The 26,251-nt window shown below is 41.6% G+C and carries 26 protein-coding genes; 15 read left to right on the forward strand and 11 right to left on the reverse strand.

The window, feature by feature from the left end; all coding sequences use genetic code 11:
• Positions 1-96: 96 nt before the first annotated feature.
• The 5 genes from rpsI to AFM12_RS07835 form a co-directional block, all read right to left on the reverse strand.
• On the reverse strand, positions 97-483 hold the full coding sequence (rpsI, locus tag AFM12_RS07815) for a 30S ribosomal protein S9 (protein ID WP_055146272.1): 387 nt from the start codon (positions 481-483) through the stop codon (positions 97-99).
• A 24-nt stretch (positions 484-507) separates the two neighbouring features.
• Entirely contained in the window at positions 508-951 is a 444-nt protein-coding gene (gene rplM / locus AFM12_RS07820; protein ID WP_055146275.1) for a 50S ribosomal protein L13, read from the reverse strand.
• A gap of 518 nt (positions 952-1,469) precedes the next feature.
• Entirely contained in the window at positions 1,470-2,666 is a 1,197-nt protein-coding gene (gene mraY, locus AFM12_RS07825; RefSeq protein ID WP_055146278.1) for a phospho-N-acetylmuramoyl-pentapeptide-transferase, read from the reverse strand.
• A gap of 72 nt (positions 2,667-2,738) precedes the next feature.
• Positions 2,739-3,494, reverse strand: coding sequence for a hypothetical protein (locus AFM12_RS07830; RefSeq protein WP_055146280.1), 756 nt, complete (start codon positions 3,492-3,494; stop codon positions 2,739-2,741).
• Positions 3,495-3,589: 95 nt separating this feature from the next.
• Positions 3,590-3,940, reverse strand: a complete 351-nt coding sequence (locus AFM12_RS07835) for a YraN family protein (protein ID WP_055146283.1) — start codon at positions 3,938-3,940, stop codon at positions 3,590-3,592.
• Positions 3,941-3,999: 59 nt separating this feature from the next.
• Here AFM12_RS07835 and lipB point away from each other — a divergent pair, with 59 nt between their 5' ends.
• Genes lipB through moeB form a run of 3 tightly spaced genes read left to right on the forward strand, consistent with a single transcriptional unit; the run spans position 4,000 to position 6,783 of the window.
• Complete coding sequence (gene lipB, locus AFM12_RS07840; protein WP_055146286.1) at positions 4,000-4,707, forward strand: lipoyl(octanoyl) transferase LipB; 708 nt, start codon at positions 4,000-4,002, stop codon at positions 4,705-4,707.
• On the forward strand, positions 4,704-5,750 hold the full coding sequence (locus AFM12_RS07845) for a dipeptide epimerase (protein WP_055146288.1): 1,047 nt from the start codon (positions 4,704-4,706) through the stop codon (positions 5,748-5,750). Before lipB ends, AFM12_RS07845 begins: the two co-directional genes overlap by 4 nt.
• Positions 5,716-6,783, forward strand: coding sequence for a molybdopterin-synthase adenylyltransferase MoeB (gene moeB, locus AFM12_RS07850; protein WP_055146291.1), 1,068 nt, complete (start codon positions 5,716-5,718; stop codon positions 6,781-6,783). The genes AFM12_RS07845 and moeB overlap by 35 nt, the downstream gene beginning before the upstream one ends.
• Here moeB and ruvX read toward each other — a convergent pair whose 3' ends face one another.
• Complete coding sequence (ruvX, locus tag AFM12_RS07855; RefSeq protein WP_055146294.1) at positions 6,784-7,197, reverse strand: Holliday junction resolvase RuvX; 414 nt, start codon at positions 7,195-7,197, stop codon at positions 6,784-6,786.
• Positions 7,198-7,199: 2 nt separating this feature from the next.
• Complete coding sequence (locus AFM12_RS07860; RefSeq protein WP_055146297.1) at positions 7,200-7,619, reverse strand: nucleoside-diphosphate kinase; 420 nt, start codon at positions 7,617-7,619, stop codon at positions 7,200-7,202.
• A gap of 124 nt (positions 7,620-7,743) precedes the next feature.
• On the opposite strand from AFM12_RS07860, the gene AFM12_RS07865 reads away from it, so the two are divergent.
• The 9 genes from AFM12_RS07865 to AFM12_RS07905 all read left to right on the forward strand — a co-directional run bounded on the left by AFM12_RS07865 (position 7,744) and on the right by AFM12_RS07905 (position 17,556).
• Complete coding sequence (locus AFM12_RS07865) at positions 7,744-8,790, forward strand: DHH family phosphoesterase (RefSeq protein ID WP_055146300.1); 1,047 nt, start codon at positions 7,744-7,746, stop codon at positions 8,788-8,790.
• 29 nt (positions 8,791-8,819) lie between these two features.
• Positions 8,820-9,653 (forward strand): FKBP-type peptidyl-prolyl cis-trans isomerase, encoded by an 834-nt coding sequence (locus tag AFM12_RS07870; RefSeq protein WP_055146303.1) that lies wholly within the window; start codon positions 8,820-8,822, stop codon positions 9,651-9,653.
• A 6-nt stretch (positions 9,654-9,659) separates the two neighbouring features.
• On the forward strand, positions 9,660-10,532 hold the full coding sequence (locus AFM12_RS07875; RefSeq protein ID WP_055146306.1) for an FKBP-type peptidyl-prolyl cis-trans isomerase: 873 nt from the start codon (positions 9,660-9,662) through the stop codon (positions 10,530-10,532).
• A gap of 315 nt (positions 10,533-10,847) precedes the next feature.
• Positions 10,848-11,234 (forward strand): TraR/DksA family transcriptional regulator, encoded by a 387-nt coding sequence (locus tag AFM12_RS07880; RefSeq protein WP_055147821.1) that lies wholly within the window; start codon positions 10,848-10,850, stop codon positions 11,232-11,234.
• A 61-nt stretch (positions 11,235-11,295) separates the two neighbouring features.
• The gene (locus AFM12_RS07885) at positions 11,296-12,558 is read left to right on the forward strand and encodes an MptA/MptB family glycosyltransferase (RefSeq protein ID WP_055146309.1); all 1,263 of its coding nucleotides are present in this window, start codon (positions 11,296-11,298) and stop codon (positions 12,556-12,558) included.
• Positions 12,559-12,700: 142 nt separating this feature from the next.
• Positions 12,701-14,206 carry a F0F1 ATP synthase subunit beta gene (atpD, locus tag AFM12_RS07890; protein ID WP_055146312.1) on the forward strand — a complete coding sequence of 502 codons (1,506 nt, stop codon included), beginning with the start codon at positions 12,701-12,703 and terminating at the stop codon, positions 14,204-14,206.
• A gap of 85 nt (positions 14,207-14,291) precedes the next feature.
• The gene (atpC, locus tag AFM12_RS07895; protein ID WP_055146315.1) at positions 14,292-14,546 is read left to right on the forward strand and encodes an ATP synthase F1 subunit epsilon; all 255 of its coding nucleotides are present in this window, start codon (positions 14,292-14,294) and stop codon (positions 14,544-14,546) included.
• 129 nt (positions 14,547-14,675) lie between these two features.
• Entirely contained in the window at positions 14,676-16,172 is a 1,497-nt protein-coding gene (locus AFM12_RS07900; protein ID WP_055146318.1) for a GH3 auxin-responsive promoter family protein, read from the forward strand.
• The gene (locus AFM12_RS07905; protein ID WP_055146321.1) at positions 16,165-17,556 is read left to right on the forward strand and encodes a prenyltransferase/squalene oxidase repeat-containing protein; all 1,392 of its coding nucleotides are present in this window, start codon (positions 16,165-16,167) and stop codon (positions 17,554-17,556) included. Before AFM12_RS07900 ends, AFM12_RS07905 begins: the two co-directional genes overlap by 8 nt.
• Here the strand turns inward: AFM12_RS07905 and AFM12_RS07910 are convergent.
• From AFM12_RS07910 to AFM12_RS07925, 4 genes are all read right to left on the reverse strand, one after another.
• The gene (locus AFM12_RS07910) at positions 17,527-18,513 is read right to left on the reverse strand and encodes a WD40/YVTN/BNR-like repeat-containing protein (protein ID WP_157687326.1); all 987 of its coding nucleotides are present in this window, start codon (positions 18,511-18,513) and stop codon (positions 17,527-17,529) included. The two genes, AFM12_RS07905 and AFM12_RS07910, sit on opposite strands and share 30 nt — an antisense overlap.
• A gap of 98 nt (positions 18,514-18,611) precedes the next feature.
• Positions 18,612-19,394, reverse strand: a complete 783-nt coding sequence (locus AFM12_RS07915) for an amidohydrolase (RefSeq protein ID WP_055146326.1) — start codon at positions 19,392-19,394, stop codon at positions 18,612-18,614.
• Positions 19,395-19,397: 3 nt separating this feature from the next.
• Positions 19,398-19,976 carry a peptide deformylase gene (gene def, locus AFM12_RS07920; RefSeq protein ID WP_055146329.1) on the reverse strand — a complete coding sequence of 193 codons (579 nt, stop codon included), beginning with the start codon at positions 19,974-19,976 and terminating at the stop codon, positions 19,398-19,400.
• A gap of 47 nt (positions 19,977-20,023) precedes the next feature.
• Positions 20,024-20,467 (reverse strand): GNAT family N-acetyltransferase, encoded by a 444-nt coding sequence (locus AFM12_RS07925; protein WP_055146332.1) that lies wholly within the window; start codon positions 20,465-20,467, stop codon positions 20,024-20,026.
• A 127-nt stretch (positions 20,468-20,594) separates the two neighbouring features.
• Between AFM12_RS07925 and AFM12_RS07930 the strand changes: the two genes are divergently transcribed.
• The 3 genes from AFM12_RS07930 (at position 20,595) to AFM12_RS07940 (ending at position 26,227) form a co-directional block, all read left to right on the forward strand.
• Entirely contained in the window at positions 20,595-23,258 is a 2,664-nt protein-coding gene (locus tag AFM12_RS07930) for a T9SS type B sorting domain-containing protein (protein ID WP_082391242.1), read from the forward strand.
• 80 nt (positions 23,259-23,338) lie between these two features.
• Positions 23,339-24,367, forward strand: a complete 1,029-nt coding sequence (gene ruvB / locus AFM12_RS07935) for a Holliday junction branch migration DNA helicase RuvB (RefSeq protein WP_055146338.1) — start codon at positions 23,339-23,341, stop codon at positions 24,365-24,367.
• Positions 24,368-24,388: 21 nt separating this feature from the next.
• A complete protein-coding gene (locus AFM12_RS07940) occupies positions 24,389-26,227 on the forward strand; it encodes a glycosyltransferase family protein (RefSeq protein ID WP_095533206.1) in 1,839 nt (612 codons plus the stop codon).
• Positions 26,228-26,251 lie beyond the last annotated feature (24 nt).

A 26,251-nucleotide genomic window follows, 5' to 3' on the forward strand; every position in this document is an offset into this window, starting at 1 on the left:
TAAGTGCTGAGCTGGACTATCGTTTGTGAAGAGTTTTTGAAAAACGAATGACGAATCTGAGGACCCGCCATTCGAATTCTAAACTCAAATAATTGATTAACGCTTAGAGAACTGGAATCTTCTACGTGCCTTACGACGACCGTATTTCTTACGCTCAACCATTCTGGAATCACGCGTAAGGAAGCCTTCTTTCTTAAGAGCAGGTCTGTTATCAGCGTCTGCTTCTACAAGAGCACGGGAGATAGCCAAACGAACAGCTTCTGCTTGTCCGGCGATTCCACCACCTTTTACATTTACTTTTACATCGTACTGTCCATTCTTTTCAATCAGGTTGAAAGGTTGGTTCAGGATAATCTGAAGTACTTCTGTCGGGAAATAGGTTTGTAGTTCACGGCCGTTTACAGAAATTTGACCTTTACCAGGCTTCATGTAAATACGTGCAACGGCTGTTTTTCTTCTACCTACGGTATTGATAACTTGCATATGCTAAATTTTTTAAGTTCTGAATTAGATTTCGATTGACTTAGGACTCTGAGCCTCATGTGGGTGCTCGGCACCTTCGTACACATAAAGGTTAGTAAACTGCTGACGTCCCAGACGAGTTTTCGGAAGCATACCTTTAACAGCATACTCAACGACTCTTCTTCCGTCTTTCTCCATCAATTCACGCGGTGTAGCAAAACGCTGTCCACCCGGGTGACCCGTATGACGAACGTACTGCTTGTCGTTCATCTTCTTACCCGTAAATCTTACTTTTTCAGCGTTGATCACGATAACGTTGTCACCACAATCTACGTTAGGGGTAAAATTAGTCTTATGCTTGCCTCTTAAAATGCTGGCAATTTTACTGCTCAAACGACCAACAATCTGATCTTTGGCGTCAACTACCACCCATTCTTTGTTGACTGTCTGCTTATTTGCAGAGATAGTCTTGTAACTTAATGTATCCACTTTAAATACGTTTAAACGTTTTGTAATAAAAACATTGGTCTCATCGCCGTGCTGTTATCCCAAAATTCACAGCACTTTGAATCCACATTTTCTGAAGTTGTAAGGTGTTGAAAGCCAACACAAAAACCGGTTCGGAACTACCTGTTTCTCCAACTTAACATATCCTTCGAAGTACGGGCGACTTCATGAAGGTGGTATTTTGGGGCTGCAAAGATAGAAATACCCTTTTTCAATTACAATAGGGTTTTGAAAATAAATTACTCTTTTTGTGGAGGTTACGCCTTCATGACACGACTAACCACGGAAGAGCGTGGTCGTGGCATGAATTAAAAGACTTGATATGGTTTTGGCTTTAATGCTTCCCTTTTCTGAGTCTCGGTCACGGACTCAGCAGCAGCTGTATTTAAACCTTAGGATATACCCGTTAAAAATTAATCCGAGGTCAGAGAGCGTGACTGATACACTGACAAAAGGAATAAATTTGGAAAACAGAGGTAAGGCTAGAAGAAAAACTTCTATTACCGCAACTTCAACGTCACCAAACAAAGCACCGCCAGAATGATGCCCACTATCCAGAAGCGGGCAACGATCTTGGCTTCGTGATATCCTTTTTTTTGGTAGTGATGATGTAGCGGAGACATCAGGAAAAGACGGTTTTCGCGGGCATATTCAATCCCTCGTTTTTTCTTTTGGTATTTGAAATACCCCACCTGAAGCATCACAGAGATATTCTCAATCAGGAAAATACCGCAGAGAACAGGAATCAAAAGTTCTTTTCGTAAAGCCAGAGATAGCGTGGCTATCACTCCACCGAGCATCAAACTACCGGTATCACCCATAAAAACCTGAGCCGGATAGGCATTGTACCATAAGAAACCGATACAAGCTCCCAGAAAAGCAGCACAGAAAATTACCATTTCTCCCGAGTTCGGGATGAGCATGATATTAAGGTACTCTGCAAATATTTTATTACCGGATAGGTAAGCGAAAATCGCCAGCGTCAAAACAATAATGGCCGAAGTCCCTGCGGCTAGTCCGTCAATACCATCTGTAATATTTGCTCCGTTAGAGACCGCAGTAATAATGAAAGTGCAGATAAAAACGTAAGGCAGCCAGGCCAGCGAATCAGGTAATAGATTACCAAGAATGCCATAATCAATTTCATTGCCTTTCATAAAAGGGACGGTGGTCGTGAGCTTGGCGACATCCATATATTCACCTGCCGAGCCGATATATTCACGAACCACTACATTGTCATTATAGTACAGAATAAGCCCAACGATAAGACCAAGGCCTACCTGCCCCACAATTTTGAAACGTCCCTTAAGGCCTTCTTTATCTTTTTTGAAAACCTTGATATAATCGTCAGCAAAGCCAATCATTCCTGTCCAAACGGTGGTGATAATCAAAAGAATGATGTAGACGTTATCAAGTCGAGCGAAAAGTAATACAGGAATTAATAAAGAGGCCAAAATGATGAAGCCACCCATGGTTGGAGTGCCCTTCTTCTGCATCTGTCCCTGAAGACCTAGGTCTCTGATGCTCTCTCCAATTTGCAGGTTTCTCAGTAGGTTAATGATGCGTTTGCCGAAAATGGCCGCAATCAGTAAAGATGCGATAGTAGCAGCAAAGGCACGGAATGAAATGTAGCGAAACACACCAGCTCCCGGAAAATCAAGAACTCTGTGCAGGTAGTCGAAAAGGGAATAGAGCATAGGATATTTTAGGCTTGGTCAAAGATAGAAAAATCATTGACCAGCCTTGGCCTTTTTGCTCAAAAAAGGTTTTTACAGTTCGCTTACACCAGCTCCCAAATCCCCCAGAAGTGATTGCCAGTAAACCGTGATATTGGGATTATTGACAGATGAAGAACTGGTCGGTTCGAAAGGAAGTACCATCTGAATATCGCAATTCAACAGATTGGCTTCCTCAAATTGACTCAAATCCTCTTCAGCCCACTGGTTGGCCTGGTCTGAACTTGTAGGTGCGTTCTTATGAAAGTCCCTGCCGTTTTTTTGACTTTGTACCATATCACTCAAAAAATAGGCCTTCACTTCAGAGCCATCTGCTGCGGCTTCAGAAAGAATCGGAATAGCCGCTTTCAGGTCTGTTTCCGCGTTTGAGCTTCCTCCATTTTTCTTATTCAGTTGAGCCAAACACTGACGGATAAATATATTCTTCTCTTTTTGAAGAGTCATTTCGTAACCGGTTTGAGCTGCCTCCAGATCGGTGGCATTCATTCCTTGCGTATTCTCTTTTTCTGTTCGACTGGTCAAACTGATGCTTTTGCCTTTCGCCGTGTTTTCATGCACAAAATAGATATCAATTTGATCGCCCGCCTGCCGTATATTTTCATCTACCACCTGCTTGAGCAATTGCTGGTATTTTTGGGCTACAAACGGTTTGCTGACGTCAACGCTGCTGGTTTTATCCATAAAGATGAGCGTATGAATAGGTTTTGAAGGACTGCTTTCCGTCGTAGTTTCTGAATCTGAACAGGAAAAAAGAAGTAGCCCTAAGGCTAAAGAAAGGAATACACGCATACTGAGGTTCAATTAGTCTAAGTAATGAGCATACGAAAGAACGGCTTTTTTAGTGTGAGCCCAAGCAATAATTGTTGAACGGCCGTTTTTGAATTTCAATAAAAGGCATCCTCAAAATGAACAATTTCAAAAGGCCTCACCGTGATCGCGATCAGGTCAAAACGCACTTTGCCGTCCCAATCATTTTGATTCAGATAAATATCAGCACCTTTGATCAGAAAATTCTGTTTGGCTTTACCAGCATTATCTTCAGGGAGCCCATGATCCTGATCGCCGCGAAGTTTTACCTCCACAAAAACCAGCCATTCGCCCTGCCGGGCAATAATGTCAATTTCATATCTGCTGGCCTGATAGTTTCGCTCGATAATCTCGTAACCTTTAGCCACCAGAAAGTCCACGGCCCATTGTTCGCCCTTTTCACCAACTTTTCTCTTATTTTTGGCCATAGCACCTTTTTGTTGTGTTCTTCGTTTTGTTCAAAATGGAGGATTGTGTCTGAAGCTTCATGCAAAATAAGAAAGTAAATATAGAGGACCTTGGTTTGATTGATTATCAGGAAGCCTGGGATTACCAGGAAAAACTTTTTGACCATACGGTACAAATCAAGCTATCGAACAAAAAGGAGAATAAAGACGAGCCCACGCCCAATAAAATTCTCTTTTGTCAGCATCCTCATGTTTATACACTGGGTAAAAGTGGTAAACAGGAGCACCTTTTGCTGGATGAAAAGGGCCTTAAGGAAAAAGAGGCTCGATTTTATAAAATCAATCGCGGGGGTGATATTACCTATCACGGTCCTGGTCAATTGGTGGTTTATCCCATTCTTGATCTCGATAATTTCTTTACAGACATTCATAAGTATATGCGATACCTGGAGGAGGCCGTGATACAAACGTTGGCACATTACGGCATTTCAGCCGGAAGGGTAGATGGGTATACCGGCGTTTGGTTAGAGGAAGATAAAGATAGAAATCTGGGTGAAAGAAAAATATGTGCTATGGGAGTAAAGGCGAGTCGATGGGTGACTATGCACGGTTTGGCTTTGAATGTCAATGCTGACCTATCCATGTTTAATAATATTGTAGCCTGTGGCATTCAGGATAGAGCCGTGACGTCAATGGAAGCAGAATTGGGCAAAACTTTGGATATTCAGGAAGTAGCCTTGGTGATGGAAGGCCAGTTGATCAATCTTTTTGAAATGGAGAAAATATGAGCAGTTTTCTACTCCCCTATCAATTGAAAAACCGGAATGTCTTCAGAATTGCTCATGGTAATCGCACAGAGACATCAACGTTATTGATCCAAATAGAAAAGGAGGGATTCACCGGCTTGGGTGAGGCCGCCCACGTCCCCTACTATGGTATTTCGGTGGAGCAGTCTGTTCGTCAGATTCAGGAAGCCTGGAAGGAGCTGTATCCCTTAGTTGGAGAAGGTTTTGAGCCTTTTTGGGAAAAAGCGAATGCACTCATGAATGGCAATCATTTCGCCCTGTGCATGCTTGATCTTGCTCACCACGATTGGCAGAGTAAAAAAAATGGGAAGAGTTTGGGTGAAAACCTGGGAGTCCATCTTTCAAAGACGCCGATTTCCAGCTATACCATCGGTATAGATTCGGCAAAGGCAATGGCTGAGGTGATGGAGGGGTCAGATTTTCCGGTATTTAAAATCAAACTGGGGTCTGATGATGATGAGTCGTTGATCAAAGCTTTGAGAGAAAAATCAGGCAAGCCTTTTCGCATTGATGTGAACGGTGGCTGGAGTCTTGAGTATGCAATAAAAATGTTACCGGTGCTAAGGGAAATCGGTGGAGTTGAATTCTTGGAACAACCGTTGGCCAAAGGTGTAATTAAGGAAAACGGTCAAATCAAAAAAGTAACAGAGCTCCCCTTGTTTGCTGATGAAACCTGCATGTTTAAAGAGGACGTTCGTAAAGTTGCACCCTATTTTGATGGGATTAATATCAAGCTCAGTAAGTGCGGAGGTATTACCCCGGCTCTTGAAATGATACAAGAAGCCCGGGAGCTGGGTTTGCAGATTATGCTGGGTTGTATGACTGAAAGTAGTGCGGGTATCTCGGCAATGGCACATATCGCGGCACTGGTAGATTTTGTGGATATGGATGGTGCCAATATGATTACCAATGACCCTGTAGATGGTGTGGAAATTAAAGCAGGGGTTGCGGAGTTTAAAAAGAGAAATGGGCATGGAGGCCTGATAAAAGATGAGTTTCTCAAAGAGGGAATTATTACGTTATGACCGGCAGATAAAAATCCCTGAGTTTGGCCTGAAGGGTCAAAAAAAACTTAGGGAAAGTTCTGTATTAATCATCGGCTGCGGTGGTTTAGGAAGCCCCGTGTCCATGTATTTGGCAGCTGCTGGTGTTGGGAAAATAGGTTTGGTGGAAAACGACGTTGTGGATGAAAGTAATCTGCAACGCCAGATTCTCTACACCGAAGAAAATGTGGGTAAGTCAAAAATTGACCTTACCGAGAAGAGACTCAAATCATTAAACGGAAATATTATTATTGAGAAGTTTTCCAGGCGTTTTGATAGTTCTAACGCTTTGGAAATTGTGGAAAACTATGATCTGGTTATCGACGGATCCGATAATTTCCCGACCCGATATCTTGTGAATGATGCCTGTGTGTTGAAAAACAAACCCTTTGTTTCGGGAGCGATCTATCGCTTTGAGGGTCAGGTGTCTGTATTTAATTATCAGGGTGGGCCCACCTATCGTGATTTGTTTGCCAGCCCGCCATCGGAAGAAATGGCTCCGAATTGTGCCACTGCTGGTGTTTTGGGTATGATGGCCGGAATCGTCGGCTCTCTTCAGGCCACAGAAGCGATTAAAGTCTTGACGGGTTTAGGGGAAACCCTCTCAGGAAAACTATTGCTGATTGATGCTTTAGGGATGAATTTCAGGAAGGTGAAAATTTTCAAAAATACGGACCTTGCTCCGGTTACCGAATTGATTGATTACGAGGCTTTTTGTGGTATTGATCATTCTGTTTTAGAGTCGATTTCATTTGAAAAGTTCAAAGAGCTCAATCCTGAAAAAGTACAATTGGTTGATGTTCGTGAAGCTAATGAATATGAGCTGGATAATCTTGGTGGTGAACTTATTCCTTTATCTGAAATTGAGGAGCATATTCCAAGAATTAGACGTGATGGCACGGTGGTGATTCATTGCCAGTCAGGCATGAGAAGTCGGCAGGCAATTCGTTTATTGAAAGAAAAATACGGTTTTGATAATCTTCTCAATCTGGAGGGAGGAATGAACGCGGTTTGATTAGCCCCGCTCTTCCATAAACTCTTGAAGAATAATGGTGGCGGCTATCTTGTCCAAACTACCTTTTTGACGACGATCCTTCTTTTTAACACCGCTATCGATCAGGCTACGCATCGCCATTTTTGAGGTGTAAGCTTCGTCTACAAAATGAATTTCTTTGTCAGGAAACTCCTTCTTTAGCTTTTCCGTAAAATCACGGACAAGTGGAGAGGCGTGTGTGTCAGACCCATCTAAACTTAGCGGATGGCCAATAACAAAAGCCTCCACCTCTTCATTTTGACAATATTTTTTAAGGTAATCCATGAGCTGGGAGGTGGGTACGGTCTCCAGAGCTGTGGCTATAATCTGTAAAGGATCGGTCACAGCCAGTCCGGTACGTTTACCGCCGTAATCAATGCCCATGATTCTGGCCATTACTAGAAGCGTTCAGTTTCAGAGAAGAAGAAGGCTGATTCTAAGGCTGCATTCTCATCAGAGTCAGATCCGTGAACGGCGTTTTCACCTTTTGATTTGGCATATTTCTTTCTGATGGTGCCTTCTGCGGCCTCTGCTGGGTCTGTGGAGCCGATAAGTTCTCGATAGTCGGCCACAGCATTTTCTTTTTCCAGAATCATCGGGATAATTGGTCCTGATGACATAAACTCACAAAGCTCATCGTAGAAAGGTCTTTCTTTGTGCACTTCATAGAACTTTCCGGCAAGTTCCGGGCTGAGTTTCATTTTTTTCATGGCCACTACTTTAAAGCCACCGGCTTCAATCATCGCTATAATACCGCCAATATGATTATTCGCCACGGCGTTGGGCTTAATCATGGTTAATGTTCTGTTTCCGGACATGTTCTAATCACTTATGTTTCATGCAAAGCTATAATTTTTGAGCAAAAACCCGCAGGATTAGTATTTTCTATCACTGTATAAACTGTGAATTATGCTTTGTACCTTTGCCCTCCGATTTCGAGATATGAAGCAATTGTTTACAGAAAGTGCCGGTCAAAAAGCTGATTTTCTGGAGTTTCTGAAAACTCCAAGGAGAATTGTTGTGACGGCCCATCAGAACCCGGATGGGGATGCCTTCGGCTCAATTTTAAGCCTGTACGAGGTTTTGAAACAATTGGGTCATCAGGTGCACGCAATAAGCCCCACTGATCATGCCGATTTTCTAAACTGGATGCCCAATGTAAAGGAGGTCATCAATTTTGAAGATAAACTTGAAAGGGGGCGTGCTGAGCGGTTAATAGAAGAGGCAGAGTTAATATTTTGTCTTGACTTTTCGGCCCTTGACAGGCTAAAAGATATGCACACCCCGGTAAAGGGATCAGAGGCTAGAAAGGTGATGATTGATCATCATCAACAGCCTGAAGATTTTGCAGATTTTGTCTATTGGAATGTAAAAGCCGCTGCTACTTGTGAGCTTATTTATTGTCTCATTGAAGACCTTGATTGGCTTTCTTATATCAATCAAAACGTTGCGACTTGTATTTACACCGGTATTTTGACCGACACCGGGTCTTTTAAATTTGACAGTACTTCAAAACAAGTTCATCGTATTGCCGGTGAGCTGATTGATAAAGGTATAAACCCGAATAAAATCAGTAGAAAACTTTTTGACCAAAATAGTTTTGATCGCCTGAAGTTCATGGGCTACGCTTTGGGCGAAAAATTGATATATCTTCCTGAATATCGCGTTGCCTATTTCGTGTTTAATTCTGAAGAACAAGAAAAATTTAACCTCAAAAAAGGAGATACCGAAGGACTGGTGAACTATGGTTTGTCCATTGCCGGAGTAGTAATGTCGGCCATTTTTATTGAGAAAGATAACCTTATCAAAATGTCTTTTCGGTCAGTAGATGATTTCTCAGTGGCCGACTTTGCCAGAAATAATTTTGAGGGCGGAGGCCATAAAAATGCAGCGGGAGGTAGATCAAATGAAAGTCTTGAGCAAACCGTTAAAAAGTTTCTGGGCTTATTGCCTGACGTAAAAGATGAATTACTGGTACAACCAACATAAAATTTAACGCATTTATTAAAAACAAAAGAATGAACCTAAAAAACACCCTTTCTATTTTAGCCCTTGCGGCTTTTGCATTTTCATGCAATCAGTTTAAAGTAACTGAGGCTGAAGATGGCAGTAAAATTCAATATCACGCAAAAGGTGAAGGCGACCAATCTCCTCAGGTGGGGGACTTTGTAACCTTTGATCTGAAAATTATGTCTGATGTTGACTCTGTTTTTAAAGATACCTGGGCAGAAGGGGCTCCTCTGGAGATTCCATTGCCAGAGCCGGAGTTTAAGCCGTCTTTCGAAAGTGCTCTACAGTACTTGCACGTGGGTGATAGTGCAACCGTTTTTGTTTCTGCTGACTCTCTTTTTGGTCGTATCGGCCAGCCATTGCCTCCGGGGGTTTCTCCGGGTTCAGATTTGAAGTTTCTTGTTTCTCTCAAAGGCATTAAAACAGCGGCTCAGTTCGAGGAATCAATGCAGGAGAAGAGAAACGCTGAGGGAGACGTCATTGCTGAGTTTGTGGGTGAAAACCTAAAAGGGGCTACTAAGCTTGAAAATGGAATCTATTATACGACAGAAAAAGCAGGCTCCGGAGCAACGGTAGCTCAGGGAGATACCGTAGAGGTAAGTTATGTAGGTAAGTTTATGGACGGCAACGTTTTTGACGAAAACGAGTCTTTCCAGTTTCCTGTAGGAATGGGTTATGTAATTAAAGGATGGGATGAAGCGTTGAAAACTATGAAAGTAGGTCAGAAGTCAACCTTTGTGATTCCTTCGCAATTAGGATACGGTGACAGAGGAGCAGGCCCGATTGCCCCTTTCACACCATTAGTTTTTGATATTGAATTAAAGAAAATCGGGAGAAAGTAATAGTATATGAAAGGTTTGAAGTTTGCACTTTTATCGCTGCCGGTTCTTTTTATGGCCTGCGGCAAAGGTTTTGTTGAGAATGATTTAGAGAAGTATCAAAAAGAAAATGTGGCTGAAATACGGGCACATCTTGATGCTAAGAATTTGACAGATTTCGATGAGGATCTCAATACAGGAATTTTTTGGAAAATTACTCAGGAAAACCCTCAGGGAGAAGCTGCGAACGGCTTAAACCGAGTTCATGTGTCTTGGAAACTTTCAACGCTGGCAGGTGCTGAATTGTACAAAGTTGCGGCGGAAGATTCCCTTTTCTTTGATTATAACTTATCCATATTTCAGGGTTTTTTGATTGCATTGAATACGCTGAGAGAAGGGGAAAAGGGGACTTTCTTTATTCCCTCTGTATACGCTTTTGGGGGTACCCCCCCGGCAAGCCTAACGGGTCTTGGACAATGGGAACCGGTTCAACTTGAAATGGAAGTCATTAAAATGTACTCAGAAACTGAGTTGATGGATTGGTTTATTTCAAGTAATAATCTTAGAGAGCCTGAGGTAACGAATATCGGAGTGAGAGTGGTTCGCCAATCAGCTGACCGACCGGAAACAAAAGACGTTGAAGCAGGCGATGATATCAATCTCAGATATAAAGGCTATTTTATTACGAAGGGAAAGGAGGTTTTTGATGAAGGAACCTTTGATTACACAGTGGGAAGTGGAGGATTAATTACAGGTTTTGAGAATGCTCTTACAAAAATGAGGGTAGGGGAGAAGGTGACTATTCTTATACCATCTGAATACGCTTACGGTACACAAGGCTCCGGGAGCATTCCTCCTAATACACCTATTGCCTTTGACTTAGAAGTCATTAGCTTAAATTAAGAGTAAGTATTTATTATTTTTCAAAAGAAGGCCGTAAGGCCTTTTTTTATGAATGCTTCATTGATTTATCTAAGAAAAAGCCTAATATATCTAAGAATATGAATGAAGAATAAAAGATGGAAAAATAATTAATTTTAGAAATAATATTCTTCAAAACGCATATTGAACACCTCCTATTGGTTCCATAATTATTTAAAAGAACTATTCTGTTTTGTTGTACTTTGTCAAGAATATTCGTTTTCTGGTTTGTTAGCATTATTCTTACATCTATATTTGCGGCCAAATAAAGAGCACGGCTCAATAATCGAAAGAATTATGTCAGAAGTTGCAGAGAAAAATCATTACACCGAAAGCGAGCTTGCTGAGTTTGAAGCCATTATTCTCAAGAAGCTGGACGCCACAAAAAGTGAAATTGAATTCATAAAACGCACCCTAAGTCGTCAGGATGATAACGGGACCGACAATACGGCGGTTGGAAGTAAGACCTTGGAAGATGGAGCGGATATGCGTGAAAAGGAGCGTTTGAATCAGTCGGCTGGTCGATTGTCAAAATTTGCTACGCAATTAGAGGCGGCTTTGATAAGGATCAAAAATGGCACTTACGGTATTTGTAAGGATACTGGGAAACTGATTCCTGCTGAGAGATTGAGAGCTGTACCTCATACGCAGCAGACCATCGAGGCCAAACTGGCCCAGCAATAACATTTGAACAACCTATATTTAACCCTAACTTGGCCGCCAATTATCAATTGGCGGTTTTTTTATGTCCAGATTGTTCTATTTCCTGCTTTTTTCGGGTTATCTGGCATATGCGTGTATTCCAGATAGCAGAAGTCAGTTTGGCCTGTTGTTCACAATCTATGCCTTTGTTTTTCTCATTTATCTTTTCAATCCGGGGAAGAACCTGATTCAAAAAAAAGAGGGTTGGATCTTCTTCCTGGCCTGTTCAATACCGCTTTTCTTTAAAGTACCTCTTCTTTCAGATGATGTTTATCGATTTATTTGGGATGGTCGCTTGTCAATCTCCGGCATAAATCCTTTTCTGTATTTACCCTCTGAACTTGGTTCGTACCCTGATTTATTTCCGAAACTCAATTCTCCTCAGTATTACAGCGTTTACCCCCCTTTCAAGCAATACATTTTTGCGATTTCAGCCTTTTTGGCAGGAGGAAGCGAAGAGTTAAATATCTTTTGGCTGCGACTCTTTATTATGTTGTCAATGCTATCGGGGCTCTATTTTTTTCGCAAAATATTGAGCTTATTAAAAAAAGACGAAATTGACCTTTATTGGTTAGCCTTCAATCCTCTTATTCTGATCGAAAGTTTAGGTAACCTACATTTTGAGGTTGTTGTTTTATCTCTGCTTTTGAGCTCTTATTTCGTTTTTCTGAAATCAAAAAGTATCAGTTGGTCCGCAGTTCTATTTGGTTTGGCTGTTTCAGTAAAGCTCATTCCTTTAATCCTTTTGCCATTAATTCTGAGGAAACTCGGGCTCAAAAAGGGGCTGGTTTTTTCGCTTTTTGTTTTGATTGTGAATATAATCCTGTTTATACCCTTCTACAGCCCTCAGTTTTTTGTCAATTTTGGCGATTCTCTTGATCTCTATTTTCACAGTTTTGAGTTTAATGCAGGCCTGTATTATTTGCTCCGAGAAATTGGCTTTGCTTTAACAGGTTTCAATACCATTCAATATTTGGGTACCGCACTGGCTTTGATAGATCTGTTTTTAATAATCTTGATTTCTTCGCAGGCGAAATCTTTTTTGGAAGCTGTTGTGCTGATCCTTTCAATTCACCTATTGATGAGTACTACTGTGCATCCCTGGTACATTATTCCTTTGATGGGTCTATCATTTTTAACTCACTTAAAATATCCGCTGGCCTGGTCTGGCCTTATTTTTCTGTCTTACGAGGCATACCATATAGAAATGGTGAAAGAGAATCTTTGGCTAACAGCCTTCTCTTATTTACTCCTGTTTGTTTTCATATTTTTTGATTCCAGACAAAAGAGAATCGGGACTTTCTGATAATCCTCCAATTTTTCGCTACTTTTTGAGAAAGATGTCTTAAAAAAATCCAAAAATTGAAAGGCCTTAATTTGTTTTCTTTTAAGGACTTTTTAATTTTGCACTCCGAAAATCAAGACTGATAAGCATAAATTTATAATAAATGGCAAACATTGGTAAAATTTCTCAGGTAATTGGGCCCGTTGTGGACGTTAGCTTTGAAGGTGAAGGCTCGCAGATTCCTGCTATTTTGGATGCCCTTTCTGTGGTAAAGCCAAATGGACAGACAGTAATCATGGAAACCCAGCAACACCTGGGAGAAGATAGAGTTAGAGCCATTGCGATGGACTCTACCGACGGTCTTCAGCGTGGAATGGATGTTACCCACCTGGGATCACCAATCACAATGCCTACAGGTGAAGAAATTAAAGGTCGTCTTTTCAACGTTGTTGGAGAGGCTATTGATGGTCTTGGGGAAGTAAACACCAAGGGAATGTCAATTCACCGTGCCGCTCCGAAATTTGAAGAGCTTGCAACAGCAACAGAAGTACTTTATACAGGTATCAAAGTAATTGACCTGATTGCCCCTTATGTAAAAGGTGGTAAAATCGGTTTGTTCGGTGGTGCAGGTGTTGGTAAAACAGTATTGATTCAGGAGCTGATCAACAACATTGCAAAAGCATATGAAGGTCTTTCTGTATTCGCCGGTGTAGGTGAGCGTACCCGTGAAGGTAACGACCTGCTTCGTGAGATGATTGAATCTGGTATCGTGAAATACGGCGAAGAGTTCAAAAAATCAATGGAAGAAGGCGGATGGGATCTTAGCAAAGTTGATAAAGATGCTTTGAAGGATTCTCAGGCTACCTTTATTTTCGGTCAGATGAACGAGCCTCCGGGAGCACGTGCACGTGTAGCCCTTTCTGGTCTTACTGTAGCGGAGCACTTCCGTGATGGTGATGGCGAAGGAAAAGGACGTGATATCTTGTTCTTTATTGATAATATCTTCCGTTTTACCCAAGCGGGTTCTGAAGTATCAGCCCTTTTAGGTCGTATGCCATCAGCCGTAGGTTACCAGCCGACATTGGCAACTGAAATGGGTGCCATGCAGGAGCGTATTGCTTCTACAAAGAACGGATCAATTACTTCGGTACAGGCCGTTTACGTACCTGCTGATGACTTGACTGATCCGGCTCCGGCAACAACGTTTGCTCACTTGGATGCTACCACAGTACTTTCTCGTAAGATTGCTGAGCTAGGTATCTACCCTGCGGTGGATCCATTGGATTCTTCTTCAAGAATTCTTTCAGCGGAGGCTTTGGGTAATGCTCATTATGACACTGCTCAGCGTGTGAAAAACATTCTTCAGCGTTACAAAGAACTTCAGGATATCATCGCTATTCTTGGTATGGAAGAACTTTCAGATGAAGATAAGCTGGTTGTATCTCGTGCTCGTCGTGTGCAGCGTTTCCTTTCTCAACCATTCTTTGTGGCCGAGCAGTTCACAGGTTTGAAAGGAGTTCTTGTTGACATCAATGACACCATCAAAGGCTTTAACGACATCATGGATGGTAAGTATGATCACCTTCCTGAAGCTGCGTTTAACCTTGTAGGTACCATAGAAGATGCAGTTGCCAAGGGTGAGAAACTTCTTGCTGAAGCTAATAAGTAAAGAAAATAGACACGAGACACAGGACGTAAGACAAAAGACTTTTTAGTCATTCATCTTACCGGAATAGTCTGAAATATTAAGATTTATGATTCTCGAAATTATAACACCAGATAAAAACGTTTTTAACGGTGAGGTTTCAGTAGTGACCCTTCCCGGTAAAAATGGTGAATTTCAGATTCTGAAAGATCACGCTCCATTAGTGAGTACTCTTGCTAAAGGAAATCTGACCTATGACCAAGGAGGAAAATCAGAAACCTTATTGGTAGATGGTGGTGTGATTGAAGTTTCAAATAATAAAGTATTGGTTTTGGCCGAAGCGGTTTTAGACGCTGAAGCATAATCAGGATCATTAAGAAATTGAAAGCCTCGCAAATGAAAGTTTGCGGGGCTTTTTCTTTTTAAATTCAATCAAAACCTTCGCTTTTTGTCTGCTTTAAGGATTAAGTTTGTTTGAATTTTTTGAAAACCTATGGGCATAAAATCATTTCTGAGTAAACCTTTAGCCGCCATAACGGCATCACAACAAAAAAAATGGATGCAAAATGCTGTGCAAACCCAACACAGCTGGAGGGAAAAGATTGTTCACAAAGCGAGTCAGACGGTTTACGGGAAGGATCATAAGTTTGGTGATATCAACACCTATGAAGATTTCAAACACGCTGTTCCGGTCAATGATTACGAAGGGATAAAACCCTATGTCGAGCAAATTTTGGAGGGTAAAAATGATATCCTTTGGCCGGGTAAGCCCCTTTATTTTGCTAAAACATCGGGCACAACCTCAGGTGTAAAGTATATCCCAATTAGTAAAGATTCGATTGGGAATCATATTGGCTCTGCTAAAAATGCCTTGCTCAATTATATTCATGAAACGGGAAACAGCCGTTTTTTGGATCATAAACTCATTTTTCTATCCGGAAGCCCTGAAATGACCATGCAAAGCGGCGTGCACACCGGTAGACTTTCGGGAATATCAAATCATCATGTACCAGGCTATTTGAAAACAAATCAATTGCCTAGTTATGAGACGAATTGCATTGATGACTGGGAACAAAAACTGGAGAAAATCATTGATGAAACGATTGATCAACCAATGAGCCTGATTAGCGGAATACCGCCATGGGTACAGATGTATTTTGATAGAATTCAGCAGAGAACCGGTAAGCAGATCAAAGATGTTTTCCCTGATTTTGATCTTTTTGTTTATGGGGGTGTCAATTTTGAGCCATATAAGGCTAAGCTATTTGAGTCTATCGGAAAAAAGATTGACTCTATTGAGCTATATCCAGCCTCAGAAGGTTTTATCGCCTATCAGGATAAATTCGAGTCAGAGGGTCTTTTAATGCTTTTGAATGATGGTATTTTCTATGAGTTTATTCCTGCTGAAGAATATTTTGACGAGAATCCAACACGTTTGAGTATTGAGGATGTGCAGTTGAATAAAAACTACGCCCTGATAATCAATAGCAATGCCGGTCTTTGGGGCTATTCCATAGGAGATACAGTCAAGTTTGTGTCACTTGATCCTTACCGAATTATCGTTTCGGGTCGTATTAAGCACTTTATTTCGGCTTTTGGGGAGCATGTCATTGGTGAGGAAGTTGAGAAAGCAATGAAGTACGCCTGTGAGCTGCATCCTGAAGTTGAGATTGTAGAATTCACCGTGGCTCCAATGGTAACTCCAAAAGAGGGCCTACCTTATCATGAATGGCTGATTGAGTTTGCCAGCGAACCTAATGACATGAAAGCCTTTGCAAAAGACCTGGATGAAAAACTTGTCAAACTAAACGTGTACTATAAGGACCTGATCGTCGGTAGTATTCTGAAGCCCCTTGTTGTTAATTCTTTGAGAAGAAATTCTTTCATCGATTATATGAAATCCATAGGTAAGCTGGGTGGACAAAATAAGGTGCCAAGGCTTTCAAACGACCGTAAAATTGCTGATCAGCTTCACCAGATCAATGCGTAATTTTTTTCTTTTTCTGTTCCTTTTGGGGTCTTTCAGATCTTCTTTTGCTCAGTTTGATAAAATCGAGCTTGAAAATAAGATCCATGATTCGCTTGAGTGGCTCGCCAATGCACAGGAGAAAGAAACAGTAGGGGACAGTATTTTCAGAGGAGAATGGCCTTCAACCATGGGTCTGAAAAACCGTTTTCTATACTTGGGTAAGGCAATACCTTTTCGTGACTCCAATTGCTTTACGCAAGCCAATGTTTTTAACACCTTGGCTGAAATTTACCTTAAAGATTCCTCAAAGAAAGAGATCTTACCGATGCTTGAACTCGCCCTGCCGGAGTTATTAAGCTATAGGGATAGTCTTACATTCAACTTTTGGAAAAAACTAGAGCCAAATATTCCATTGAGTCGAAAGGAACCACACCCTGAGAATTATTTGGCCCACAGACCTACTAATTTTGAGCTTAAAACACGCTTCATCAATAATGCTGCTGATATAGCAAACGATGCCGACGATACTTCAACCGGTAATCTCGCCTTATTTTATGCTAACGAAGTTTTTTCAATTAAACGGAAAATTCCTTCGCAAAATCTTTACGATTCGTATATAGACAGAAACAGGAACAATTACCATTGGTTTAATTATATCCATAAAATACCACGGCCAAGTAATGCGTATATGACCTGGCTGGCCCCGGAGGTACAATTTAAGCATTGGAGTTTCCCGTGGCAGGTCGCTCATAATCTGGTGTTTTTTTTACCGGCTAGCAGCTGCTTCCCTCACCCTTATGATAGCTATGTTCCCTGGGGAGCCAATGATATCGATGCCGTCGTGAATTGTAATGTGCTCAATTTTCTGGCAAAGACGGGTCAATTAGAAGAATCTCTAGGGAAAGAAGGAGCGGTGAACCTATTGAAATATGTAGTGGGGAAGGAAAGATGGAGCCGAGCAGGAATCTACTATCCCAATCGCTTTTATATTCACTACACCATCTCAAAAGTGTATCCCTATTTCCTTGAGGAATTAGCTCATGAAGCCAACATTCTTAAAATGCATCTGATTTCTTCGCAAAACATGGACGGATCTTTTTTTAGTCGAAAGAAGGTCAACAAGAAGGATGTGCTGCAAAGCACTGTTTATGCTTTGGAAGCCATGTTGAACCTCAAAGAAGCCGGAGTAGAAATTCCAAAAGAAAATATTGATAAGGCTCTTGAATTTATTCTAACCCATGAAATCAGAGATGACAAAGGAATCCACTGGAACGGCGGAGTCTTTTTTTCTGGCGGTACCGTGGTGAGAAATGCTCTGTATTTTAAATCCGATGCCTATACCACCGCTTTAGTGGCTCAGGCTATACAGAAGTATTTAGCTCTCTTTTATGGTGAGCTTGAGTAAAGTTCGGGCCGAGCCTATGGCAATGGCCGTATTTTCTGAAGTAAACACCGCTTCATAAATACTGAAATCTTTATGCAGCTTTTTACCGAAAACTTTGTGGTTTCCATGGTGGTCTCCAAGAACGATTTGACCGTTGCAGGCCGGGTAAAGCTCATATTTGGCGTTTGCTGTTCTTCCCCAAATGAGGCCTGAGTGGTTCATCACCACTTGTTTGTCATTGAAATAAACCCTTCCTTTTTTACCAATCCATCCACCGGTGGCGATATAGTCTTTCTCTGAGGTGAATTGAATTTCATGAAAAATACTGTTGCCAATTTTCTCCTGCTTTTGCCATTGGCCCTCCTCCAGCTTGAAAAGGTGCGTTTTATTCAGCGTATACATTAAAGCATAGAGCTGGTTGTCAAACGGATTTTTCTTCACACACCAGACCATTTTGAACGGATTGGAATAAATCTCTTTCCATGTAATGCCTCCGTCAATAGATTCCAGAATAAAACCCTCAGGGACTGTTTTTTTGGAATGAGCAATTTTTGAATTGCCTCCGCTGATATAGATTTTATCGGGAGACATTACAGCCAGATTATAAAAACAGGCGTCTTCGTATCCTGCTATCTGCCGGCTTGTCCAGGTTCCATTATTCAAGTTATGGGTGTAAATAACGCCTTTGTCGCCACTGGCAATAATCGTTTCCTCGTCAAGCATATCCATTTTGTAGATATCCAGATTTTTTGAGGGGTAACTGATATTTGTTAATTGACCGTCAGCCGTATATTTTTTCAGAGTGCCATATTTACCGCAAATCCAGTAGTCGTCTTTGACCTGAAGAATATCGTAATAGGAAGAGTCACTGTACGAATTGCCTTGTTGAAGAACCTCAATTACCATTTCCTGAGCTTGGGAAAAGCACCAGCAAAATGCACACAGGCCGGTAAGTAGTATTTTAATTTTCAGGCTCAAGTTAAAGTTTACTCAAAGGCGTTCTTATAAACGAGGTTGATACAATGAATCTACAAAAATAGAGACCCGAACAGATTTTCCTAATTTCTCAACAAGATTCAATTTTCCAGCGAAAATGAATCCGCATCTTTTGAAACGGGAAATTTCTCACGAAACTCTTCCAATGCTATTTTTGAGAGATGCACCTGAAGTAGTCCGGGGTTGCTTTGTAGTTTATCAATAATGGTGCCTTTTGCATCAATAGCCTGAGTTTCACCAACATAATTTATACCTGTTCCATCTGAACCCACACGGTTTGTTGCAAGAATATAGGTCTGATTTTCAATGGCACGAGCTTTCAAAAGGGTATTATATACCTCCATACGTGGTTCAGGCCAGTTAGTGACATAAATACCGATATCATAATGAACCGGTGTATTTCTTGACCAAACAGGAAAGCGAAGGTCATAACAAATTAATGGACGAATTCGCCAACCATGCCACTCAACGGTCATAGCCTCCTGACCAGCGGTGAATTGCTTGCCCTCATTACCCATGCTGAATAAGTGTCTTTTGTCGTATTTAGACGTTTCGCCGTCGGGTTTCACAAACAAAAGTCGATTGAAAACATTCTCATCTTCCAGGATAAGCAGAGAGCCACAGATAGCAGCGTTGTGCCGGGCGGCCATCTGTTTCATCCACTTATGGGTGTTGAAATTCATGGGTTCGGCAAATTCTTTCGCTTTTGATGTAAAACCGGTTGAGAAGGTTTCCGGCAGAATAATCAGATCGGTCTGATCATTTGTTTCACTCAACATCTCTTCCAGTTCTGCCCTGTTGGCTTCCGGACTTTCCCAGTGGATATCAGGTTGAACAAGGCAGACGGAGAGTATGTCTTTCATGATTTACTTTTTGTAGAACCTCATTTTATAATCGGCATTGACCTTACCCTTAGAGATATTAGTAAGCTTCTTTTTAAGCATCTGCTTTTTCAAAGGACTAACATGATCGGTAAACAGAATGCCATCTATATGATCGTATTCATGCTGAATTATTCTGGCAGCAATATCTTCGTAAACTTCAGTATGCTCGTTCCAGTCAGTATCAAAGTAACGAATGGTCACTTTTTCAGGGCGGTAAACATCAGCTCTTACATCCGGGATACTCAGGCAACCCTCTTCATAAGGCCAGTCGTCACCATCTTCTTCAAGAATTTCCGCATTGATAAACACTTTTTTGAAACCTTCAAGGTGAATATTCGAAGGTTCACCCTCTTCACGATTGTCATTGATTTGCTGACCATCAACTACAAAAACCCGAATGTCTTTTCCTATTTGCGGAGCAGCCAAACCTACTCCTGACGCCGCATACATGGTTTCAAACATGTCTTCTGAAAGTTTTTTGACATCTATTTCATCCTTTTCAATATCACGGCATTCTTTTCTTAATACAGGATCGCCGTAGGCCACAATCGGGTAAATCATTCGCTTTTTGTTCAAATTTTTGCAAAAATAAGCAATCCGAATGGATTCTACCGGAGTTGCTTCCGAAGGATAATTCGGTTTTGGTAGCTTTCGTTCCGTGGTTCTACGCGAATAATATCAAAGCCTCTTTGCAAAGCAAATATTAGCATGGGTTTCAGATAGTTTCTGGTTTTGAATTCAATTTTTTCAAAGCCATTTTCTTTTGCAATTTCTTCCTGTTTTTCAGCCAATAGTGTAACCAACCTGTTTTTTCTAAACTGCGGAATTACTCCACCCATCCAGCTGTAAAAGACGCCAGATTTGTCACTTTCATAACCTATTTTGAAACCCGCAGGCTGGCCGTCCACAAAGGCAATTAAAATAATATGGCGTTTACCATTCAGACGATTTTCATATTCGTTCAAAGGATAGGAGTCTCCGGCAAACTCAGGAATTAAACAGGCTATTTGGTAACATTCTTCCACAGAACCGTGTTTTATAGACACTTGCATTGAATTCAGGCTTAATTTTTTGAATATTCAGGCGTGAAGATCGTTTTCTTAGGACACAAACTTGCTAAAGGAAACGTATACACTATAGTCCTTGGTGCGATTTTTGCCTTAATTATTGAACTAAACGATGAGAATATCCCCAAAACATTTTATGTTTTCCGGGCTGCTTTGGATTATTTCTTTGGCAGGTCTGAAGGAGGGGTATGCTCAGACCATTTACGCCAGCAAGGCTTGTGCTATTGATTTAGAACGAGATCCTAACACAGGTCAAATTACAGGCTGCCCCAACCCAACTTATTTCTTTGATCAGGATTCTACCTCCAATAATTGGGTTTGGAGCTTTGGAGACGGCCAGCCACCAATAGGAGGAATGAGAAACCCGACATGGTATTTTCAGAGTACCGGCACCTACACGGTTTCTCTTTTTAAAACGAACCAGTCCGGAGTTCAAACACGGGTTACAAAAGAAATAACGGTTGGGGCTATGCCTCAGCAACCACTTTTTAATGGGCAGCCATCTACGGATACTACGGTTTGTTCAGGATCTCCATTAACCTTAAATCCTTTTGGATTAACAAACCCGACCCTTAATAACTATGACTATCTCTGGTTTCCCGGTGGCGATACTACAAAAACCATTACGGTTGACAGCTCCGGGTGCTATTCAGTCGAGGTTTTTGATAAGGTTACCCGCTGCTCCAGAACCGCCAAAATCACAGTTAATTTTTGTTATGAACCGGCATCCAGCGGCGGGGGTAATGAAAGATGGTATTTTGGGAATGGTGCTACTTTAGAGTTTCAGGGTACAGGTGAGGTAGCAGAAAGAGATTCGCTGGCTGAGTCTGGTTCTGTTTTTGGAGAAGCGGAACAAGATTCGGTGGTTTATCAACCTATTCCAGGAGGCTCAAATCCTTTAAATACAAACTCGGCCACGGCAATGGTCTATGGACCTTCAGGTGCTTTGGCCTTCTATACAGATGGTGTAAACATTTATGACGGAAATGATGAGCAGATTCTTGATTCTTTAGGATTAGGCACCTTATCCGGGAATAATACAGCCTCTCAGGCAGTGGCTATTGTTCCCAAGAGCAATTGTAACGAATGCCCTCATCACCAATACTATGTTTTCACTAAAGATAAAGATACCGGTCTTCTAAGCTACTCAGTGATTGATCTGAGGTATAACGAAGGCCTTGGAATGATCACGGAAAGAAATGTGCCGGTGGCTTATGATATTGCCGATAAGCTAGCTGTACGATCGGTGAATGACGGAGCGGGTTTCGAGTTGATTACCCATTCAGAAAATGGTTCTGAATTTCAATTCATGACCTTGGATACGCTTGGATTAATTACCAGAAGACAAACTTTAGGTGCACCTTATGCGAATGAAGAATCTCAAAATGGGTATTTGGTTTATAGCACGGATCAGGAATTATTGGCACAAGGTGTTGTGATAAATGGGCAGAATTACGTGCAGATTTTTGCCTATGACCCTGATACCCAGCAATGGTCCCAGATTAACTCTATTGAACTGGGAATTTCGGCACCACCTTCTGTTTATGGTTTATCATTTAACGAGGATAATCGCTTTTTATATGCTACAATAAGCGGAAATCCATCAGCCGGAGAGACATCCTACTTGCTTCAAATTCCTCTTTTTTTGGTAGATGATGCAACAATCTCCTCAGAAATTGAAATCATTTCTTCGTCAACAACAGACCAATACGGGGCTATTCAATTAGGCCCTCAAAACCCTCAGGCTCCGCGGGGGAAACAGCTGTACATGGTCGTTAACGGTGGTTCTCAAATAGCTTATATTCAGGAGCCCGATTTTCAGGGTGGGCCAGCTGCCGTTGGATTTATTGATGTAGCTAATGGAGTAGACTTAAACGGAACCAGTGGTCTTGGTTTACCTACCGTTGCTTACGCAGCTCAAAACCAAGAGGGGGGTGGTGTTTCAGCAACCTACTTCGGAAATTGTTTTAATTCTACCACCGCTTTAGAGACACAGAATATCTGTGACCCTATGCGAAATGAAGTGCTATGGGAGTTTGAAGATGGTACTACTATGAAGGGGCAAAATGTCAACTATACCTTTCCTAAGTTGGGTTGGAATAAAATCAAGGCAACGATAACGGTTTATAATACTTCACAGGTGAAGCGGGTGATTGATAATGCCATTCTCAATCAGATTATCAATCTGACGGAAACAGAATGTACGGAGATTGTTCTGGAAGACTCCATCTACATAAAACCATCACCTGAAATATCGCTGACTCCTCCTTTTTATGTTTGTTTAAGAGACAACCCAGTGGACCCTGTGGTGATAGATCCTGATGTAACTGGGGGAGATACCTTTGAATACCTGTGGCAAACATCTTTGGGAGTGCCTTTGACTGTAGGACCCAGAGATACGGCTCAGTACATACAAATACCGGATACTTATCTTTTGGATGTTGAAAATAATTTTGAATGCAGTACTCAGGAAACCGTTTTGGTGGAGTCTGGATGTATTCCAGATACCCAGTTTCCGACCGCTTTCACTCCAGGAGGTATGAACCCTACTTTTTCGTTCTATTACAAACACACCGATAATCCGAACCTCAAAATTTATAACCGCTGGGGTGAAATCGTTTTTGAAACCAATAATCTGGATACCACCTGGAACGGTACACTGAAAGGTTCTCCCGTACCCACCGGAGTTTATGCTTATGTGCTCACCTACGATGCCATTGATTTCCCGGAATGGGGTCGTCAAAAAGAAGTGGGCTCAGTCTGGATTTTACGTTAGGCGAATATAAATTTCTGCCAATCTTAGCTGCCTTCATCACAATTTGTATTTTTGACAAATTATCGGTTGTATAAATCAACATGAGAGAAGACTACCTGAATGCGGATAGTGAAAGCCTGAGCCCGATTGAGAAGGATATTGAGAGGGCTTTACGCCCGACGTCATTTGACGATTTTACGGGTCAGGCTAAGGTATTGGAAAACCTCAAAATTTTCGTTCAGGCTGCAAAACAAAGGGAAGAAGCCCTTGATCATGTTTTACTGCATGGCCCTCCGGGTTTAGGGAAAACCACCCTCTCGTACATTATTGCAAACGAGCTAAACGCAGGTATTAAAATTACCTCGGGGCCAGTCATGGATAAGCCCAGCGATCTGGCCGGCTTACTGACCAATCTGGAGGAAAACGATGTTCTTTTCATTGATGAAATTCACAGACTGAATCCCATTGTGGAGGAATATCTTTATTCGGCGATGGAGGATTATAAAATTGACATCATGCTGGATAGCGGACCCAATGCCCGTAGTGTTCAGATTTCTCTCAATCCGTTTACGCTGGTAGGAGCTACCACAAGAGCGGGCTTGTTGACGGCTCCATTAAGGGCGAGATTCGGGATAAATTCAAGACTGGAATATTATGATGCCGAATTGCTGAGCACTATTGTAGAACGATCGGCCTATATTCTAAAAACTCCGATTACCTTGGAGGGAGCTTTTGAAATAGCAAGGAGAAGTCGTGGAACACCACGTATTGCCAATAACCTTTTGCGTAGAACGCGTGATTTTGCACAGGTCAAAGGGGGAGGAAAAGTTACGCTGGATATTGCCAAAATGGCATTGGAAGCTCTCGATGTTGACGAACATGGTCTTGATGAAATGGATAATCGCATTTTATTTACGATCATTGATAAATTTAAGGGTGGTCCTGTTGGACTGAGTACTATTGCAACCGCCTGCGGAGAGGAGGCAGAAACCATTGAGGAAGTCTACGAGCCTTTTCTGATTCAGGAGGGTTTCCTGAAAAGGACTTCAAGGGGTCGTGAGGCTACAGAAAAGGCCTACAAGCACCTTAATATTGTCCCGAAACATAGAACGGGCGATTTGTTTGACTAACCTATGACAAAATTATAATGTATGAAATCATCTTCTGAAACCGTAAGAATTGAGCCTCGGGAACAATCAAAAGAAGTTCTCTTTGAACTGGCCTGGGAAGTGTGTAATCAGGTCGGTGGTATTTATACCGTAATAAGGTCAAAAGTACCGGCGATGGTTGAAAAATGGGGAGACGATTATTGTCTCATCGGCCCCTATTTTCCGCAAACTGCGGGTATCGAATTTGATGCTATTGAAGATGATTCTATTTTCAATAAAACAGCCAAGAAATTACAGAAGAACGGTTTTGATGTTCATTACGGACGCTGGCTTGTAACAGGCAGACCTCGGATCATTTTGCTTGATTTCAGTAAAATGATGGACAATGTTGACAAGTTGAAATTTGACTTATGGGAGAATCATCAGATCAGCACTATCAATGCCGAGCCGTTGGTAAATAGTGTTATTGCCTTCAGTCATATGATTGAGGAATACCTCAAATCTTTTGTGGATGATTACAGTAAAAAATATTCGGTAACCGCCCATTTTCATGAATGGATGTCTGCCATTCCGTTAATTAACCTTCGGAAAGAAAATAAGGATATTGCCACCGTTTTTACTACCCATGCCACCATGCTGGGAAGATATATTGCCGGCAATGTTGATAATTTTTACGAACACTTGCCATCCTATAACTGGCGTGAAGAAGCAAAAAATTATGGGATAGAAGCTCAGGCGGGGATTGAGCATGCTGCTGCTCAAAAATGCCATGTGCTTACCACCGTAAGTGATGTTACGGCTAAAGAATGCGAAGTGTTTTTTGAGCGTGAATGTGATCTGATTCTACCAAACGGCCTGAACATTACGCGGTATGCGGCTACGCACGAGTTCCAAAATCTGCATGTGAAGTATAAGCAAAAGATCAATCAATTTGTGATGGGTCATTTCTTCCAAAGTTATAGTTGGGACCTGGACAATACACTTTATTTCTTCACCTCGGGCCGTTATGAATTTAAAAACAAAGGCTATGATTTGACCCTTGAAGCTTTGAAAAGGCTCAATTTTAAGTTGGTTAAAAATAAGGTGGACACCAATGTGGTGATGTTCATTATTACCAGAAATCCGATAAAATCCATAGACCCAGGCGTGCTTCAGTCGAGGGCCGTTATGGAAGAAATCAAAGAAACCTGCGAGGCCATTGAGAAGCAGATTGGGGAAGAACTTTTTTATGCATCTGCCTCAAATACTGATCATACCATGCCAAATCTCAATGAGATGGTAGATGAATACTGGAGGCTTAGATTGAGAAGAACGATACAATCCTGGAAAGTCAATACTTTGCCGCATACGGTGACACACTTGCTTCAGGGACCTGATGATATCACCCGTTTCTTTGATGAGTCAAATCTTAAGAATCATGAGAAAGATCGTGTGAAGTTTGTGTATCACCCCGATTTCATTTCTCCGACTAACCCACTTTTCGGGATGGAATATGGTCAGTTTGTAAGGGGCTGTCATTTGGGTGTTTTCCCAAGTTATTATGAGCCATGGGGCTATACACCTCTTGAATGTGTTATTCGTGGTATTCCTACGGTTACTTCAGATCTATCTGGTTTCGGTGATTTCATGCAACAAATCATGGAAGATTACGAAAGTGTGGGTGTTTATGTGGTCAACAGAAAGAGTAAAAGCTTTGATGAAGCCGCCGATCAGCTTGCCGATCAACTTTATCAGTTTGTGATCATGAACCGTCGTGACAGGATCATGCAACGAAACAGAACAGAGAACTTCTCCGATATTTTTGATTGGGTAAATCTTCGCTCCTATTACGATACTGCTCATGATATGGCGAAAAAGAAAAGAGGTGTAAAATTGAAATAGGTCTATTTTCGTAGACGATCTCTT

This window comes from Jiulongibacter sediminis, from assembly GCF_001306455.1.
Classification (GTDB): domain Bacteria; phylum Bacteroidota; class Bacteroidia; order Cytophagales; family Spirosomataceae; genus Jiulongibacter; species Jiulongibacter sediminis.